Source organism: Paenibacillus illinoisensis NBRC 15959 (genome assembly GCF_004000925.1).
GTDB lineage: Bacteria > Bacillota > Bacilli > Paenibacillales > Paenibacillaceae > Paenibacillus > Paenibacillus illinoisensis.
In genome coordinates this window covers 169,864-187,370 of record NZ_BIME01000009.1, presented here as the reverse complement: position 1 = coordinate 187,370, position 17,507 = coordinate 169,864, and the positions used below count along the sequence as shown (strand labels likewise).

General features: G+C 47.8%; 13 protein-coding genes. 3 read left to right on the top strand and 10 right to left on the bottom strand.

What is annotated here, in order from left to right:
- Positions 1 to 50: 50 nt before the first annotated feature.
- The 4 genes from PIL01S_RS20890 to PIL01S_RS20875 form a co-directional block, all read right to left on the bottom strand.
- Complete coding sequence (locus PIL01S_RS20890; RefSeq protein WP_127539191.1) at positions 51 to 683, bottom strand: NAD(P)-dependent oxidoreductase; 633 nt, start codon at positions 681 to 683, stop codon at positions 51 to 53.
- Positions 684 to 971: 288 nt separating this feature from the next.
- Complete coding sequence (locus tag PIL01S_RS20885; RefSeq protein ID WP_127539190.1) at positions 972 to 2,255, bottom strand: MFS transporter; 1,284 nt, start codon at positions 2,253 to 2,255, stop codon at positions 972 to 974.
- On the bottom strand, positions 2,236 to 2,613 hold the full coding sequence (locus PIL01S_RS20880; protein ID WP_127539189.1) for a ribbon-helix-helix domain-containing protein: 378 nt from the start codon (positions 2,611 to 2,613) through the stop codon (positions 2,236 to 2,238). Before PIL01S_RS20880 ends, PIL01S_RS20885 begins: the two co-directional genes overlap by 20 nt.
- A 225-nt stretch (positions 2,614 to 2,838) precedes the next feature.
- Positions 2,839 to 3,252 carry a GNAT family N-acetyltransferase gene (locus PIL01S_RS20875; RefSeq protein ID WP_127539188.1) on the bottom strand — a complete coding sequence of 138 codons (414 nt, stop codon included), beginning with the start codon at positions 3,250 to 3,252 and terminating at the stop codon, positions 2,839 to 2,841.
- A 111-nt stretch (positions 3,253 to 3,363) separates the two neighbouring features.
- On the opposite strand from PIL01S_RS20875, the gene PIL01S_RS20870 reads away from it, so the two are divergent.
- Positions 3,364 to 4,251: a hypothetical protein gene (locus tag PIL01S_RS20870; protein WP_127539187.1), complete on the top strand. Its 888-nt coding sequence runs from the start codon at positions 3,364 to 3,366 to the stop codon at positions 4,249 to 4,251.
- Between the two features lie 168 nt (positions 4,252 to 4,419).
- Here PIL01S_RS20870 and PIL01S_RS30065 read toward each other — a convergent pair whose 3' ends face one another.
- Positions 4,420 to 7,131 carry an S-layer homology domain-containing protein gene (locus tag PIL01S_RS30065; protein ID WP_127539251.1) on the bottom strand — a complete coding sequence of 904 codons (2,712 nt, stop codon included), beginning with the start codon at positions 7,129 to 7,131 and terminating at the stop codon, positions 4,420 to 4,422.
- A gap of 358 nt (positions 7,132 to 7,489) precedes the next feature.
- On the opposite strand from PIL01S_RS30065, the gene PIL01S_RS20860 reads away from it, so the two are divergent.
- Positions 7,490 to 9,799 (top strand): AraC family transcriptional regulator, encoded by a 2,310-nt coding sequence (locus PIL01S_RS20860; RefSeq protein WP_127539186.1) that lies wholly within the window; start codon positions 7,490 to 7,492, stop codon positions 9,797 to 9,799.
- A 147-nt stretch (positions 9,800 to 9,946) separates the two neighbouring features.
- Complete coding sequence (locus tag PIL01S_RS20855; protein WP_307720996.1) at positions 9,947 to 11,500, top strand: extracellular solute-binding protein; 1,554 nt, start codon at positions 9,947 to 9,949, stop codon at positions 11,498 to 11,500.
- Between the two features lie 134 nt (positions 11,501 to 11,634).
- On the opposite strand, the gene PIL01S_RS20850 is transcribed toward PIL01S_RS20855, so the two are convergent.
- The 5 genes from PIL01S_RS20850 to PIL01S_RS20830 form a co-directional block, all read right to left on the bottom strand.
- On the bottom strand, positions 11,635 to 11,874 hold the full coding sequence (locus PIL01S_RS20850) for a YezD family protein (RefSeq protein ID WP_095291770.1): 240 nt from the start codon (positions 11,872 to 11,874) through the stop codon (positions 11,635 to 11,637).
- 222 nt (positions 11,875 to 12,096) lie between these two features.
- The gene (gene cysW / locus PIL01S_RS20845) at positions 12,097 to 12,972 is read right to left on the bottom strand and encodes a sulfate ABC transporter permease subunit CysW (RefSeq protein ID WP_127539184.1); all 876 of its coding nucleotides are present in this window, start codon (positions 12,970 to 12,972) and stop codon (positions 12,097 to 12,099) included.
- A gap of 230 nt (positions 12,973 to 13,202) precedes the next feature.
- Complete coding sequence (gene cysT / locus PIL01S_RS20840; RefSeq protein ID WP_127539183.1) at positions 13,203 to 14,039, bottom strand: sulfate ABC transporter permease subunit CysT; 837 nt, start codon at positions 14,037 to 14,039, stop codon at positions 13,203 to 13,205.
- Between the two features lie 87 nt (positions 14,040 to 14,126).
- A complete protein-coding gene (locus PIL01S_RS20835) occupies positions 14,127 to 15,206 on the bottom strand; it encodes a sulfate ABC transporter substrate-binding protein (protein WP_127539182.1) in 1,080 nt (359 codons plus the stop codon).
- 475 nt (positions 15,207 to 15,681) lie between these two features.
- Positions 15,682 to 17,490, bottom strand: a complete 1,809-nt coding sequence (locus PIL01S_RS20830; protein ID WP_218029844.1) for a rhamnogalacturonan lyase — start codon at positions 17,488 to 17,490, stop codon at positions 15,682 to 15,684.
- Positions 17,491 to 17,507: the final 17 nt, after the last annotated feature.

Genomic DNA, 17,507 nt, shown 5'->3' with positions numbered 1-17,507 from the left:
ATTCTGCGTTTGGCATCATTCGATTCTACTAGCTCCCGGCACACTTTCCCTTAATAAGCTACCGTAAAACGGGAACCAATAAACTGCGGATCATCAAGCTCATCCACCAATGCCGCAGCAAAGTCGCCAACCGAGATCGTGCTCTCTCCCAGATCATCGGTGACCAAACGATTCATCCCGATCCGGAAATGGCCTGTCCGCGGTCCGGATGTGATTGTTGCCGCTGGGCTCATATACGTCCAGTGGATATCCGATTCCTCGATTAAGCCATAAGCATCCACATGTGCCTTAGCCAGGGTTCTAACTTCCTCCGGAAATCCAGGGGTATCCATCAGCATCTCACCGGAATCGGTCAGCAAGCTGCCAGCTCCGCCAACGACAACCAGACGGCTGGCTTTGCCGCGGCGAACACCCTCAATCAGTGAACGTGTAACTTCCAGCAGCTCCTCTTCTTCTCCGAATTTCGGACCATAGGCACTTACGACAGCTTCCTGGCCTGCTGTATAATCGGCTACCTGATCCGGGTTCAACAAATCTCCCTTTTCCACACGCAGACGTTCATGAACCATTTCCACTTTGGACGGATCACGCACAATCGCAGTCACTTCATGACCACGGTCCATAAGCTCCCACAGTATTGTCTTTCCAATCGTTCCAGTCGCTCCAAAAATCGCAACTTTCATATCTTATCCCTCTTTTCATTAGATATCATCTAGTCAACATACCGTTATATTGTAATACTTAATCCTATTGTTATATACCTTAAACGGCTCACGCCATCTTAAACCGTCTGTACTCACTTGTAAACCACGAGTCTGGCTCAACAGCCCATTCCCCTGTACATGCTGTATTCAAATAAGTAATCACAACTCCTTTTCCGTTCAGTAAAAGAAACGCGAACCACCCAAAAAACCGCATACGCAGCTTTAGCAGCTTACTTCTTTTTTTGACTTGACCCACCTTGGCAAAGGTCATAAATCGACCGCTTTCTGTGTCCTGCTATGTGTACCCTGCTCCTCTCGAAAAGGATGTATGAACAGGCTGGTTAAGCCCATAATCACTACAAATACACCGATCCCCATGTACACCCAGGATGGATTATACGTTTCAATGAACCACCCTCCAAGCAATAAACCGAGTGGATTGCTGAGTCCGCTCATTAAGACCCCCATGCTGTTCATGACACGCCCTCTCTTTTCCTCCGGTGTGGATAGAAGAATCGAGGTAACCAAAGGTACATTAACGAGGGTAAGCCCCAGCATTAACAGGAACGAACAGGCAATAGCGATGTACAGATTAGGAAACATGGGCATAAGTAACAAGCTTGCTCCCGAGATCAGATAACTGATCAGAAACCATTGGGCGAGCGAAAGCCGTTTGGCATACTTCCCACTGAGCAGAGAGCCTGCAATACCGCCGGCAGCAAAAGCGGATTGGAGAAGACCGTACCCTTGGGGTCCGGCATGAAGCACCATGTTGGCAAAGATCGGAGTAAAGATGTGCAGAGGCGCGCCAGCGAAGTTGATAATAGCACCAAAAATGATGCAGCAGGCCAGAATTTTACGCGAAAACAAAAAGATAATCCCTTGCATGCTGTCCCTCATAAAGCCAGAGATTCCTTTTTGCTTCACTACTTTGGTCACCGGGATATGAATAAAGACAATGGAGAGAGAAGAGACCAGAAAGGTGAGCGCGTAGATGAACAGGATCGACTGAACAGAGATGAACGCTACGAGTATGCCACCTATAGCATATCCAAGCAATTCAATCGTTTTGGAAGATGAGTTAAGGAGTGCATTGGCTGGTGCCAGCTGTTTCGATGGGTTGGGCAGAATGGCGGGGATGACGGTCTGGGTTGCCGGATTGAACAAAAATCCAAGAATGGCAATGAGCAAATTGGCAGCATAGATATGCCACGGTACCATCTGACCACTCATGAATAAAAGCGCCAATATGCAAGCCACGCAGGCTCTCAGTATATCTGTCCAGATCAAGAGCTGCTTCTTGGGCAGCCGATCACTGATCGTTGCTAGAGGTATACCCAGGAAAGCATAGATAAAGTAAGGTAACATAGGAATCAGCGCTGCTGCGAGTGCAGACTCGGTCAGCTGAAGAATATACCACATCGTAGCCATAGAAAATAAAATCTGGCCTGCACCGGATAGCAGTCTGCCTACAAGAAGTACACAAAAGGATGGAATGCGCAGAATGGATCCGTAACTGTCGTTATGGATTTCATTTTTCGTTTGTTTCATCCGTTCCCTCTCTTTTCCCCTTCATCTCGCTTCCCGTTTCACTTTGCAGACGTGTCAACAACCCTGAATTACGAATGGACTGTTGAATTTTGGCCTTTACCCGCTCAAGCTCTGCGGTATACTCTTGAATCTCGCTCAATAACGATTGATGTGCCCGAATTCCTTCCCTGATTAACATCGCCGTTGCATCTGAACGGTTTTTGGCCAGTTCAAGGAAGACAAGCTGATCAATAATATCAATTTCTTCCTGACTTAATCTCACGGAGACAACCCCTTTAGTTCCCGAAAGATTCTTGCTTGCTTGATCCATGGATCGTTCTACCATTCGATTCAATTGAGTCCGCTGGTCTTTGTCCAACTTCATCTCCTCCATTCTGTTGCTTGTATTGAGATTTTGTAAATCGTAAATTGTAAATTGTATTTGAATTACATTATACCTGTAAATTAATGGATGTAAAGCAAAAAAACAACCTTTGAGAGACCAAAGGTTGAAGAGTTAAATAGTAGATGGAGTTTGGTGAGGTTATTTCACATACCCAAGACTTGCTCTATTTAAATAGGTTTGACCCAGATTTCTTACCTTCTATTCTCCCTGCCTCCACCACATGCCTTCCGATTTCGGGCTGGTATAGGTGAAACCAAATTGGGAGTACAGGCGATCTGCAGGTACATCCGCAAGAAGACTCACCAAGCCTCGAGCAGGCACATGTTCACGCAAGTATTTCATGATCTCGCTCATAATCAACTTGCCATATCCCCTGCCTTGAACATCCGGGTGAACCGCAATATCCACCACCTGAAAGAAACAACCGCCATCCCCAATAACCCTGCCCATGCCTACGAGTGCATCTCCATCGCGTAAACATACGGCAAAAAGACTGTTCGGCAGTCCAATTTCTGCTCCCTCCTTGCTCATCGCACTGAGACCCGCAATTTGTCGCAAGGCAAGATACTCTGCTGCTGTGGGTGGAATTTGTTCCATGTTGATCTGGTCCATGAATTGTGCCCCTTTCTGCTTGAATTCATCTACTTCCTGTGTAATAGTGAGAGAAAGCTTACGTGAAGCGTGTTTCAAGATACGTCAAGTTTATGCAAAGGAGGAAAACGTGTGTTTCAACCCTGGATCGAAGAGCTACTATCGCGCCCCGGCGCTGAGGCTGTGCTGTTTGGAGTCATAGCTCTGCTGCTCTGGATATATATATGGTCTGCCACTGAAGTTCGCCGCAGCCACGAAAGGCGAATGCGAAGGATACAAGATACATTATACATAAGCACAAACCTATTGGGAAAACTCACCATTCTGGAACATAAAAAGTATTCATTCTCAGAAAATGAACAACAGGATCTGTTCATGGCCATGCTGGCCTGCAAATCGGCATCTGACCTCTCCTCTACGTTACAGGATCAGATCCGCGATTGCATCAAGGAGCATGATCCTGCCAGACTCGCGCTGATGCACAGAGCATTGGAACGAGAATGCACCGCATTATCAGATGAACTCGGTCAAGATAACCGAACAGATCATTGGGGCGAGGCCATCTGGACAATTTTTCGGCCTCTGGCCGAACCAGCTGCACTGGCAGCTACCCTGTTTCTGGTTGCTGATCTTGTGTTCCGCCAGCGACTGTTGGACGTTTCCGTAGATTCATGGGAGAGCGTCCTCCCGTGGTTGCGTGCAGTTTCCTTAATGATTGCCATAATGTATGGTTATCTGCTCTGGGCCAGCCTGCGCCGTGAACCATCAGGTACAGTGAACAAAATACTCTTCTTGCTGATCGTGCTATGCTCGCTGCTCCATCTGATTGGGCCTGCTGCTGCTCCTTATGCCTTGGGATTACAGCTGGTCCTGTTCACTTCAGGTTTCGGGTTTACTGGAACTCGCCCACGGAGTGATCGCCCTTATGTAGGTCATACCGAGCTGGAGCCAACGAATGAGCCACCTACTGAAATCGAAGTGAGTGCAGCACGTAAAGCTGGTGCCTACACGGGCGAATAGTGAGGACCATTCCCTTTTTTTCATGTAATCTATGATAATCAAATGGGTAAAGCAGAACTCTCACTACTGAATCCTGCGTGTTGCTCAAGATGGAAAAAGGACTGAACTACAACGTAGTTCAGTCCTTTTCCATATAAGAATAGTATTGCTTTGATAAAATGCGTTAGCTTATTTCGCTACAACATGTGCAATGATGCGATCCTTTTCGTAAGTAACCTGAACGTCATAACCATCCGCTGTGACTTGGTCGAATTCACCTTTAATTACGCCAGCCGTCATTAAAGTAATATCCTTGGAACCTTCGATCTTATAGTTGGACAAGTCCAGATTGAGGTTTCCTCCATCCAGATACAGCTTTTTACCAACATTAACCTGACTGTTATCATCGTCCATAACCAATTCCAACGTTCCATTGTCCATGGTAAAGTTTCTGTTTAATTTTAATGCTCCATCCGCATGAACGATGACTTTTCCATTCTCCACATACAGATCACCGAGACCAAAGGAAGTTGCAGATTCAGCCACCAGCGTTCCTGCCTGCAGCAGCGTTCCGCCTGTGTAACTGTTATTGCCTGTCATGGTAAGTGTACCTGTTCCCTTTTTCGTCAGCATCCCACTGCCGGAGATATCATTTCTCCACCAATCCTCTGCATTGAAACGCCCTTTGGAAGCATCCATATCCACGGTTACGTTGTTCAAGAATGCACCGTAGCCATCCGCAGCTGTCACCAAATCCAATCTGCCCCAACCCTTTGATTCGTCCAGTACCGGATAACCGGAATCAATGGATGTCGTATACAATACTTCTCTACGCTGCTCATCCGTCAAATAAGGCTGACGTGTCTTTAATAGAGCTTCTGCACCTTGCGGCACTTCGGGAGCCAAACCTTTGATTCCTGTTTGTGGCAGACCATACGTGAGTTTTTCTCTGTAGAAGGCTTTGTTAGCGTCATGATCTTCCCATTTCTTTTCATCATAAGCACTTTTGAAGGTATAGTCCTCTGTTACCGTGTGTGCATATTCGTACAAACTCATATTTTCTTTTTCTGCCAATGCTCCAAATACTTCTCCTGTATTGTTATATGCCTTTTCCATCAATTCCTGGTTCTCTTCCTTGTTGAATGCATATGCTGCCATGGCTGTCGCTTGAATCCTTGCACCAATAACATCAAGCGGCGAGTGCATCCCGGTCACAATGCGGTTTTCACCCATTTGAGCAGCTCTTGTTAAAAATTCAGAGAATCGTTCTGGCGTGGCGTAGGCAAAAGGAAGAACAGACAGATACGAAGCACTGGTATGACCGCTCGGGAATGCTCCATCCTTACCTCGTCCATCTTCCGCTATTCTTCTTACATAGCTCAATGCAGGAATGATTTCCACGTTGCTTTCGTATTGTTGGAAATGCTTTTCTCCCGTTGTTTTGGTTCCTCCTGAAGCCAAAGGTTCTTCTGTCACTTCACCTTTACCCAAGGTTTCCCACACGGCCAAACCATTCTCATCGACAACCTCTTTCACTTCTCCGTTCGAATTCATTCTCCATGGTCTTGGGGAAGAGTAGAAGTATTTCGAAGGGTTGGAGGATGAAGGAGTCTTGAATCGAACCAGATCCACCAGGGCTACCATGTCTGCAAGCTCCGTCTTAGCCCATTCACTTCCCATTCCCTGGCTTTGGTCTTCTGCCGTTTCTTCTGTCAAGACAACATCCATGTCGCTGATCTCTCTTTCGACGCTTGTCGTTGGCTTAACGATGTCTACATACGTGTTAGCCAGTGGCCCAAAAGCTTCCATCATACTGTAGATCTTATCTCTCTGGTCATCGTAATAGGCGGCTAACGCCTCTTCATCGGTACGATTTTGCGTCACATCTTCTACATATTTGATGTTAGCAACCCAAGTCGCTTGATTTCGAATTTCTTCGTTCGCAAATGTTTTTTGGTCTGCGACTGCTGTCTTTTGATCATTTTTAAAGCCATCATAATATGGGGTCGGTCCATCGCCATACTTTGCAACCTCTCCCTTCACTCCCGGTTTGGTCGCTGCTGTTCCATCTCTCCAATCCGATTGGTTCATGGACCAGACTTGTTCGAAACCGTCCAAAATATCAATAAATGGATTCGTTGCCGCAATATTTTTCAACGTGCCGTCGTCCGCATTGGCTCCATGTTCGACTGCAGACAGACGAGCTTCTTCGGCAGGGGGTTCCACATTCAGCACATTAGCCGTGCCCTTTGGCTTGAATGGTTTAGCATCTGCGCTCGAGTCTATTTCCAAAGCATTAAAAAGTGCAATTACCGCTTCTGCCCGAGTGATCGATTGCAGTGGTTTGAAGCTTCCATCTGAATATCCGGATATAATTTTGGCTGCTGCAGTTCCACCTACAGCTCCTTTGCTCCAATCCGCTATGGACGAAGCATCGCTAAATGCATTCGCTACTCCCTCATTCAGGTCCAGATTCAGAATGCCAGCGATGATTTTGGCCGCTTCCTGACGTGTGATCGGATGTTGAGGTTTCATCGTTTGATCCGCATAACCATCCATATATCCAGCCGCACTAGCTGTAGAAACGGCCTGATAATACCATGCATCTTCAGAAACATCATTAAAGTTAATGGCAGCTTGTCCTGCATATCCAAAAGCACCATTCACCAGATTCATAAATTCTGCTCTCGTAATCTCGTTGTTTGGTTTGAATGAACGATCCAAATAGCCCCGAATCAGTCCTTCATCACCCCATGCTTGAATGTTCGCTTCCGCCCAGTGTCCCTTAATATCAGAGAACTGAATCTTCTGGTCGGCTGCAAAGCTCCGATCTGCAAACGTTGGGCTTACCATAGACAACATTAGAAGAAATGCCAGTGATTTTTTAAGTGGTTTTTTCATGGCCTGCAAATACACGCTCCCATAATCGTAATTTTTCGATTTCATCAGCGAATGTGTAGGATCGTCTCCATTCATTCCGTGTCTGATCTGGGGTTACTTTAGCACTTGAGGGAGCCTGGCATCTATAGAACAAATTCCGTTTTATATCAAATTCGTACGTTTTGGCCGGTGTATTCTCCAAAAAATAGAGTGAATAATAGAATCGTCATCTAGCGTGCAGTTGTTTGTAAATTTAGATTAACGGAACGTAAATTGTTCTGGGGGTGTTTGTTAAATTTCGATCAACATGATTTCTAGTGCCGGGGCTATTATATAATGATGAAGTTGTCTAGAAACCCGTTATGAAGGAGGAAAAAGAATGCGCAAGCTCTTCCAATCGGTGAGATCCAGGATGATTTTTTCCTATCTTGCTGTCGTCCTTGTTATTGCGCTTCTTTTCGGATCTATCTTATATCTCTTCTTCTCCCATCAATACAGCAAAGAGATTCGGATCAACAAACAATTGCAGCTGCAAAGTACCGTCAATTATATTGAGACCTCCGTTATCGAAAAGGTGAACCAAGTCTATCTTTCGCTTGCCCTGGGCAGCCCCGTCAGCATTCAGCTCGACAGCCTGCAAGGAAACCACAGCAAAATTCTGGACATTGAGCAACTGCTCAAAAGTCAGGTGCAGAATTATTCCGACCTGATTCAGGCCATTCATGTGTACGATACAGAGAATCATTTCATGATCTCTTCTGTATATGGGCTGCAGCTCCATGAAGTCACTCCTTCGAGCGTAGATACTGCCTACGATTGGATTGAAGCGATGAAAAAGAGTGACAAAAGCTCCTTATGGATGCAGACTCGTATGGTTCCTGAGGATACTTATATCGAATTACCCGAACAGAGCAGCACGATGCCTCTAATCTCCTATGTTCACAGTTATCCATTTCAGTCCTCTGGACAAGACAGTAAGGTCATGGTTGCGATTGATATCAAAGAATCGACGATCAGTCAGCTGATTCGTAATATGATCCCTGCCGACTATGAAAATACATACATCGTGGATCAGCACGGAATCGTCATATCTGCCGCTGATAAATCAATGTTAGGCAGCTCCACGAACGAGAATCTGCTTCAGTCGCTGCTCTCTTTTCCTTCTTCCGGCGAGAGCTTCACGCAAAACTTTAATCATGATGCTTATGTTGTTTCCCAGGAGCAATTCGAAGAAAATGGATGGAGAATTTACACAACCACCCCGAATAAAAGCTTCTATTATAAGCTGGATAGCTTAAAGGAGGTCTCTGCGCTTCTTGGTTTGCTCGCTGTAGCGGTTGGGATAGCCATGTCGTTCGGCTTCACCGTAGCCAATTACAGTCCTCTTAAGCGGATCCTGAATAATATCAAGGCCAGGGTAGATAGCCCCAGCAGCCTGAAGCAGAATGAATATCGATTCATCGATTCGGCTATCAGCAGCCTTTCCATCAAAGTCGATAGTCTGGAAGAAACGCTGCAGGCCAATCACAAAATGATTAGGCACAGTATCATGCTGAATATGTTAAATAACCGATTTACGCCCGAGGAACTTACGGAACAGCTGCAGTCTGTTCAGGTGTCGGTGGCCTATTCCCGCTATCGCTGTATCGTCATTGACCCCGTCAGCGAGAAGTGGAAGGAGTTGCAGCCACGACAGCTGCAGCATACGTTGTACACAATGATTCAGCAGCTGGAGACAGCAGAAATGGCTGAAACCAAGCTGCTTGCGGAGGAATTGCAGGATCACAAAATAGCCGTGATCATCTGTACGAACCAACGCGAAGAGCCTGTTTCGGATCACATTGTTAACTTTATTCATTCTGAGGCGAGAAGCCGGTTCGATCTTGATTTTGCAGTGTCCTTAGGCGGCTGGGTAGAGCATTTCACGGAGATTCACACAAGCTATCATGAGGCGAAAGCCTTGATTCAATACAGCTATTTCTTCCCCGCTCTGTCTGCCATTCAAGACCTTGATCTTCTGCAAAGGGAAACCAGCAGTTTGGAGCTTCCGGACGCTTACCTCATGAGTTTTGAGAAGAAATTGCAATCCCGTGATATGGACAGTACGGTAGAGGCCATTCAGGATGTGGTATTGACCATCAAGGAAGGCCTCTATTCAGCCGAATACAGCCGCATTATTTTATTAAAAATGGTTTCCATATACGCTGACTGCATCAGTCAAGTGCGCTGGCAGCCCGCCGAGGTGAGCTCCATGAATTTGTACAAGCAGTATTCCTCTTTCTACAATATCAACCGGTATTCGGAATGGATGACTCATCTGGTAACCGAATTTATCACACATATGGAGAAACGAAGCGAGGTCAGGAGCCCGGATACCATTTCAGCTGTCAAAGCCTACGTTCGCGAGCATATTTCGGGCGATCTCACGCTGGATCATGTCGCGGAACAAGTGTATATCAGTCCCAAGTATCTTAGTAAGATTTTTAAGGAAGAGACCGGCATGGCCTATTCGGAGTATGTCACGAATCAGAGAATGGAACGCGCACGCGAACTCATCGCACAACAGGAATTTACTATTGAGCAGGTTGCGAGCACGGTCGGATACCGTACCTCTGCCTACTTCATTAAAAAGTTCAAAGAAATTCACGGCTGTACACCGAAAAACTTCATGCGCAGTCTGATGAATTGATTGGCCGAAGGGTTGCCCCTAACCTTGGACATTAATCCAGATATCAAATCATGAGAAGGAGCTGCTATGAACCTCAACCTTTCAAGAGCTCTGTGTCTATTGATCACAACCGTTATCCTTATCATATGTATGAGTGGCTGCACCGTTTTGGGGGAACAACGCGCTCAAATGCAGCAGCACAATCCTGCTGATGAGTCTGAGAAGGATACAGAGCCGCCATATACGATTTCCTGGACCATGCATCAGAATACCCCTGTTCCTGAGGATGCCGAGATGATTACCTATATCGAGGATCTTTTTGATGTGAATCTGGAGGTGTGGAACCTGGAGAACAGACGCTATGAGGACCTGCTGGACTTGAAGCTCGCTCAAGGGAACATACCGGATCTTCTTCGGATCAGGCAGCCACATGATCTGCTTAAATATCAGATGCAGGGGGTGTTAGCAGAAATTCCCGAGGACGTATTAGAAAAACATGCGCCTCATATTGTGAAGCGAATCCGTGATTATGATTCACGTTACTTGGAGTACGGAAAAATAAATGGCGCCTTATATGGAATCCCGGTCATCAATCAGACTAACATCTACCGGACCCCTGTCGTATATCGGGAAGACTGGCTGGAGAAACTCGGTCTCGATGTTCCGCGGACATTAGAGGAGTTTGAGAAGGTTATGTATGCATTCGCCAAAGGTGACCCTGACGGAAATGGAAAAAAAGATACATACGGGTTATCCAAAGAGGGCATGAATGTCGTTTTTGGTGCTTTTGGGCAATCCGTTTTTACCGAGCAGCTGTACTTTAACCAAAAAAATGACCGACTCGTGATCGGCGCATTGGAACCTGAGATGAAGAAAGCCTTGGCTTATCTGCAGAAGTGGTATCAGGATGGGATTATCGATCCTGAATTCATAACTGGAGAAAATAAAGGTGGCTATAAGCATTTGTCGCATGCGTTTATTAATAGCAGAATTGGGATGACCTCCATGGGCAATTATTATCATTGGACTCAAGACGGAGATTATAGCATTCTTAATGAAAAGGACGAGGAAATTCCCGTAGGAGCCATGTTCAATGTCCGTGAACTCCTGCAGAAGAATGCATCCGCAGGCGTCAAATTCGGTCCTCCTGTTACAGGTCCTGATGGACTTAGTGGCTCCAAAGGCTACAATCTGCTGATGAGTTTCATTACAATCGGGGCCGATACAGTCAACGAGCCTGGTAAACTGGAAAAAATCCTTGAAATCCTCGATTATGTCAGTGCAAACTCCGATCCGGCAGAGCAGATCAAAATGGAATATGGCCTTCCAGGAAAGCACTGGAACTGGAGCTCTTCATCTTCAGGGGAATTTCACATTCTGCCCCCATATAACCGTATGGAGAATTACACCAATATGATCGGCTCCAGCATTGGCATGACCGTTCCAGGTGCAACCTCTGGCAAACGGGAGCAGTGGGCTGCATCTGAGGGATTGACGGAGAACGGTATTTATAATCATCTGGAGGTGGCTACCCCTGCCCTGATTCAATATTCATCTGAGTTGATCCATATGAGGGACAGAGCATACATCTCCATCATCACCGGGGATCAGCCTGTTGAAAGTTTTGATACCTTCGTGGAGGAATTTATGGAAGCAGGCGGGCAGCAGGTACTGACTGAAGCTAATGAATGGTATAACGGGCAAATGGGTTCCAAGAAATAGTTTGGCCACATTATCCCTTTAAAAACATGAATTACCCACGAGTTTCCGAAAGAATACGTGTTCTTTGGAAAACTTATGGGTAACTCACACTAAGCCTATGCTTCAATTAGTACTCCCTGATGCCGCCTCAGTCTCTACCCCTTCGCACTTGCGTTCGATCCGCGCAATGAGCGGGGGGAGCTGCTTCGTGCAGTGCTGCCGGATTTGGAGGTGCTGCCTGAGGGCGTGTTCTCAAATCGTTTGCGTTCAGTCCGCTCCATCTGCACAATCTGGCCTTCATGTACAACGATGTGAAGCGAGCCAAACTCCATGTCATTCAGCTGTCCGGCAATTCGATCCATCCATACCTCATCCACTTTTAACGGCTTAGCCATAGAGCCGCCTCCTCTTCCCGGGCTGCTGCCCGCTATATGATTGAAACGTGATCATCCGTCCGACTTATAATTCATTCTTATCCAACCCATATACTTGGTTTATACATTATCAGGGCTTCCATTAGCTGTCAATCTGTATTTTCAAGAAACATAAATGAATTATATTGAACTCGCGAGAACTTCCAAAAAGGCTGGAAAGAGGGCCGAAATTCGGACCCTCAACTACTTCTCTGAAACGGTTCTGTGTCCCAGCCAGCTCTTGATCAGCAGCGTTGCCAGAGCCAGGATCAGTAATAAGGAAGCGACAGCGAACGATGCCGAGAACTGGTACTCGTTGTACAAAATCTCGACATGCAGCGGCAGTGTATTCGTCTCTCCGCGAATATGTCCCGACACCACGGATACAGCTCCGAACTCGCCCATCGCGCGGGCATTACACAGAATGATGCCGTACAGCAGCCCCCACTTAATGTTGGGCAGCGTAACATTCCAGAAGATTCGCCATCCGGAAGCGCCAAGCGTGACTGCCGCCTCTTCTTCCCGCGTACCTTGGTCCTCCATTAACGGAATGAGCTCTCTCGCCACAAAAGGAAAGGTAATAAACAAAGTTGCGATTACGATACCAGGCAAGGCAAAAATAATTTTGATATCATGCTCTGCCAGCCACGGACCAAACCAGCCATTGGAGCCAAATACCAGTACAAAGATCAACCCGCCCACAACTGGCGAGATGGAGAAGGGGAGATCAATTAACGTGATCATGACTCCCTTTCCCTTGAACTGGAACTTGGTGATGACCCAGGCTGCAGCTACACCAAATATCGTATTCAGCGGTACGGTAATCGCTGCAACCAGCAGTGTCAGCTTCAGGGCTGACATGGCATCCGGTTCGGTAAGAGCTGCAATATAGACACCCCACCCTTGCTTCAGTGCTTCCATCATCACAATGATTAATGGCAAAATGAGAAGCCAGAGCAGTACCAGACTCGCCAGACCGATCAATAGCCATTTGACCCATGGAGCTTCCGTAGTTGCACGGTTTGGCCCCGGACCGGTTCGCACTTGGGGAGCAGGCGTTATTGGAACGGAACCCGCCATACATATGTACCTCCTTTTGGTTTATATAAGTTGGACTAATAATTTTTCCACTGGACCACTGCAAGGTCAGAACATCTTCCGATCGCTGTTATCCCCAGATTTTTTATGAACCACTCCTAAAAGGGAGAAATCCGGGGATAAAGGCGAACGCTCCGCTTCTCCAGATTTTTCTGTCCTCTCCGTTATGGTGTAAATGACAAGTTCAACTTATATAAGTTAGCCTACGTAACCTAAGCCCGGCCTGCCTTCCTGCTCCAGCGCTGAAGGGAGTTGATCACCAGCAGCAGGACAAAAGAAACCAGCAGCAGCAGCAAGGCTACAGCCGTAGCTCCTGCGTAATCGAACTGCTCCAGCTTCGCCATGATCAGCAGAGGTGCAATTTCCGTTTTCATCGGCATGTTGCCTGAGATAAATACGACTGATCCATATTCCCCAATGCCTCTGGCAAAAGCAAGTGCAAACCCGGTCAGCAGCGGAGGGATCAGGTCCGGAAGCAATATCGTCCGAAAAATGCGCCATCTTCCTGCTCCCAGCGTGGCGGCAGCCTCTTCCACTTCGGCCTCCAGCTCTTCCAAAACTGGCTGTACCGTACGTACAACAAACGGAATACCGATAAACATCAGCGCCAGGGTAATACCTGCCTGCGAATACGCCAGCTTGATACCCAAAGGCTCCACCAGCTGCCCTATCCATCCATTTCCGGCATACAGGGCCGTAAGGGCAACACCTGCCACTGCAGTAGGCAGGGCGAATGGCAGGTCAATGACCGCATCAAACAGGCGCTTGCCTGGGAATTCATATCGGACCAGTACCCAAGCCAGGAGCAGCCCAAGAACCAGATTAATCAAGGCAGCCACTCCTGCAGTCAGGAAGCTAACCTTGAAAGAAGCAAGTACCCGAGGGTTACTTGCTGTCTCAATCAACGTGGACCAGGTCAGGCCCGTGGAGTTAAAGATCAACGCTGCCAGTGGAATAAGGACAACCAGGCTCAGGTAGAACACGCTGTACCCCATTGTCAATCCGAAGCCCGGCAGTGTGCGTCTCCGGGCCACCATCACCTTGCTCATGGACGTTCATCCTCTCTGCCTTCAGCCGGTAGGGCTGGTTGGCCGCTTGGCCGCTTACATGGTGGTGAGCTCTTTTTGTGTTCAACATTAACTGCCTGGAACGTAGATCTGGTCAAAGATCCCGCCGTCATTGAAATGTTTGGCCTGCGTATCCCGCCAATTGCCAAATACATCATTCAGGGTAAACAATTCAACATCCGGGAACTGGTCTTTGAATTTCTCCTTCACGCTATCCAGCGTCGGGCGATAGTAATTTTCCGCGGCAATGGTCTGCCCCTCTTCGCTATACAGATATTTAAGATAAGCGTCTGCGACCTCGCGGCTGCCTTTTTTGTCTGCATTTTTATCCACGATCGCTACAGGTGGTTCAGCCAAGATACTAACGGAAGGAACAACGATATCGAATTTGTCCGGACCCAGCTCTTTTACCGATAAGAACGCTTCGTTCTCCCAGGCCAGCAGCACATCACCGATACCACGTTCAACAAATGTTGTCGTAGAGCCACGAGCCCCGGAATCAAGTACAGGTGCATGCTTGAAGAGTTCACCTACGAATTCCTTCGCCTTCTCTTCATCATTGTTGTTCTTTTTCAGCGCATATCCCCATGCTGCTAAATAGTTCCAACGCGCTCCGCCGGAGGTTTTGGGGTTCGGGGTAATCACCTGGGTATCCCCTTTGATCAAATCATCCCAGTCCTTGATGCCTTTCGGATTGCCTTTACGTACCAAAAATACAATGGTTGAGGTATATGGGGAGCTGTTGTGCTCGTATTTATCCTGCCAGCCCGCATTAATCAGCCCTTTATCCTCGATCGCATCGATATCATATCCCAATGCCAGTGTAACGATATCTGCGTCCAAGCCATCGATCACGGAACGACTCTGTTTGCCGGAACCGCCGTGTGATTGCTTGATCGTCACTTCCTGGCCTTTCTCTTTTTGCCAATAAGCCGCAAACGCCTTGTTATATTGCTCATACAGTTCCCGCGTCGGATCATAGGATACATTCAGCAGCTCGATGGCTTTGGCAGCTTCCTTGCCGCTATCCTGCTCTCCCGATGTTCCTGCTGCACTGGAACCGCTGCTCTCCGCGCCGCACGCTGCCAGTACCCCTGTTAATACCAATGCCAGACCAACCAGAATACCCTTATGAATTCTCTTTTTCATAAACAACACTCCCCCCAGAATGGTTCTGCAATGACTACCTCAGGCAGGCTGAACAGTATGGAACGCACCGAAAAAAGAACAAAAGACGGAGGAACCACCCGCACACTTCTCCCTCACAAAGTCATGCCGACCCAAGGCCGTGTATGCTTCATCCAGAAATGATGTGCTGCAGTGTTCCTCCGTCGATACGGTTAGAACGTTATTCTGTTCAAGTTACTCTTCTCTGACTGTCATGACTGCTGCCGCAATAGTTAAAGCAATCATTTTTATTATTCCTACCTGTTTAGTAAGTTATATGCATATCATAAGGGCAGCCCTCTGGCCTGTCAAACGTTTTTTCCGATTTCTTCGGGATTTCAATCCGATTGACATGGAATGAAAAACGGACAACAGGATTACCTGTTGTCCTTCGATCAGGCAAAATAACAGATTAACATTGCATCTTGCTCTGGTTGCTGCAACTCATGCTTATCTCTTATTTCCCGGCGTAATGAATATTGGGTACCGGTGGCGTGCTCATGCCTTCACCCAAATAAAAACCCGTGTGGGGTGGTTGATTATAGGCAACATTTTGCCATGCGATACCAAGACGATACACCGGATCATGCATCAGGGTATAGATCCGCTTGTCCGTGACCGCAGTTGTGGTGTAGATCCGCAGCGCAGAGCTATCGCTTGTCCGCCATACCACCTCTTCCCTCCAATCCCCGAACAGGTCAGCCTGCAGATTCGGTGTGGATTTCGTTCCGTTATTGGAGGAAACACCTGAAGCTGTTAGCAGATTAACCGTTTTACTGTTGGCATAGTCCCACTTATCGATTCGGTTGCTGTCCAGCAGCTCCCGCAGCAGATCTCCATCCCACCAGATACCAAAATTCGTGGATGAAGGCAAGGTTGTTCCAATTTTCTGTCCTTTGGCTGTATACAGACCACCGTCCGCCCAAACTTCAGCCCCCTTATATCTCGGGTCGATATCCGCTGCCATGCCGCGTCCGATATCCTTTGTTGTAGGTATGCCCCAGATCAGCTGCCCTGTACGTGCATCACGGAATTCAACTCCCGCATTGGACGGGGTCTCATGAACCTGAAATACCTCAAGCCCGGCACGGTCGGGGTCCAGGTCACTTAGATGCATGGCATCGCCATGATGAAGCCCTGTTGTGTACAATCCTTTTCCGTTGTCATTTACCGCCATGGCACCGTAGATAATCTCATCCTTGCCGTCTCCATCCACGTCCGCTACGCTCAGATTATGATTCCCCTGCCCGGCATACCCCGAATTGCCGGATGTATTCGAATCGAATGTCCACTGCTTCGTCAGCTGCCCATTCCGCCAGTTGTAGGCTACAAGCACCGTACGCGTGTAGTATCCACGTGCCATCACCAGACTTGGGCGTTCTCCATCCAGGTAGGCAATCGCTGCAAGGAAACGATCAACCCGGTTGCCATAATTATCTCCCCAATCGGATACGTTGCCCCGTACTGGTTCGTAGTTCACTGTGGAGAGCGCTTTGCCAGTCTGCCCATTGAAGATGGTCAGGAATTCAGGTCCGGATAGAACGTATCCGCTGGAATTGCGGTAATCCTTGCTGGCATCGCCAATGACTGTACCGGTGCCATCCTTGCTGCCATCAGCCGTTTTCATCGCTACCTCCGCTTTGCCGTCGCCATCCAGGTCATACACCATGAACTGGGTATAATGAGCACCTGCGCGGATATTTTTGCCGAGACTAATTCGCCATAAGCGTGTCCCGTTCAATTTATAGGCATCGATAAATACTTCACCGGTATATCCACTCTGAGAGTTATCCTTGGAGTTGGACGGGTCCCACTTCACGATTAGTTCATACTCCCCGTCGCCATCAAGATCACCTGCACTGGCATCATTGGCACTATACGTGTAAGCCACCCCATCCGGTGTTGTCCCGCCCGCCGGTATGCTGAGGGGCACAGACAGGTAGGTGTTTCCCCATACACTCGCAGCAGCCGAAGCCGACTGCTCGGTTCCGCCCACTACAGCCCGAACCGTATATTTGGAGCTGCTTGTCCCGCTGGCGTCCTGAAAGTTCGTGCTATTGGTTATGGGGGATGCGTTCACTTTGGTTCCATCCCGATATACATTGAACGAGACATTGGATCCTTCCGTACCCAAAAGACGCCAGCTGACAAATACACCCGTACCTGTCTTTACCGCAACCACCCCACGGTCCAGAAACTCCATCTGACGCGTACCCGCCGCCTCGGTTACCGTTGTGTTCCCCAGTCCTAACGCAGTCGTCAGCATGGCTGAACTTAGCAGGG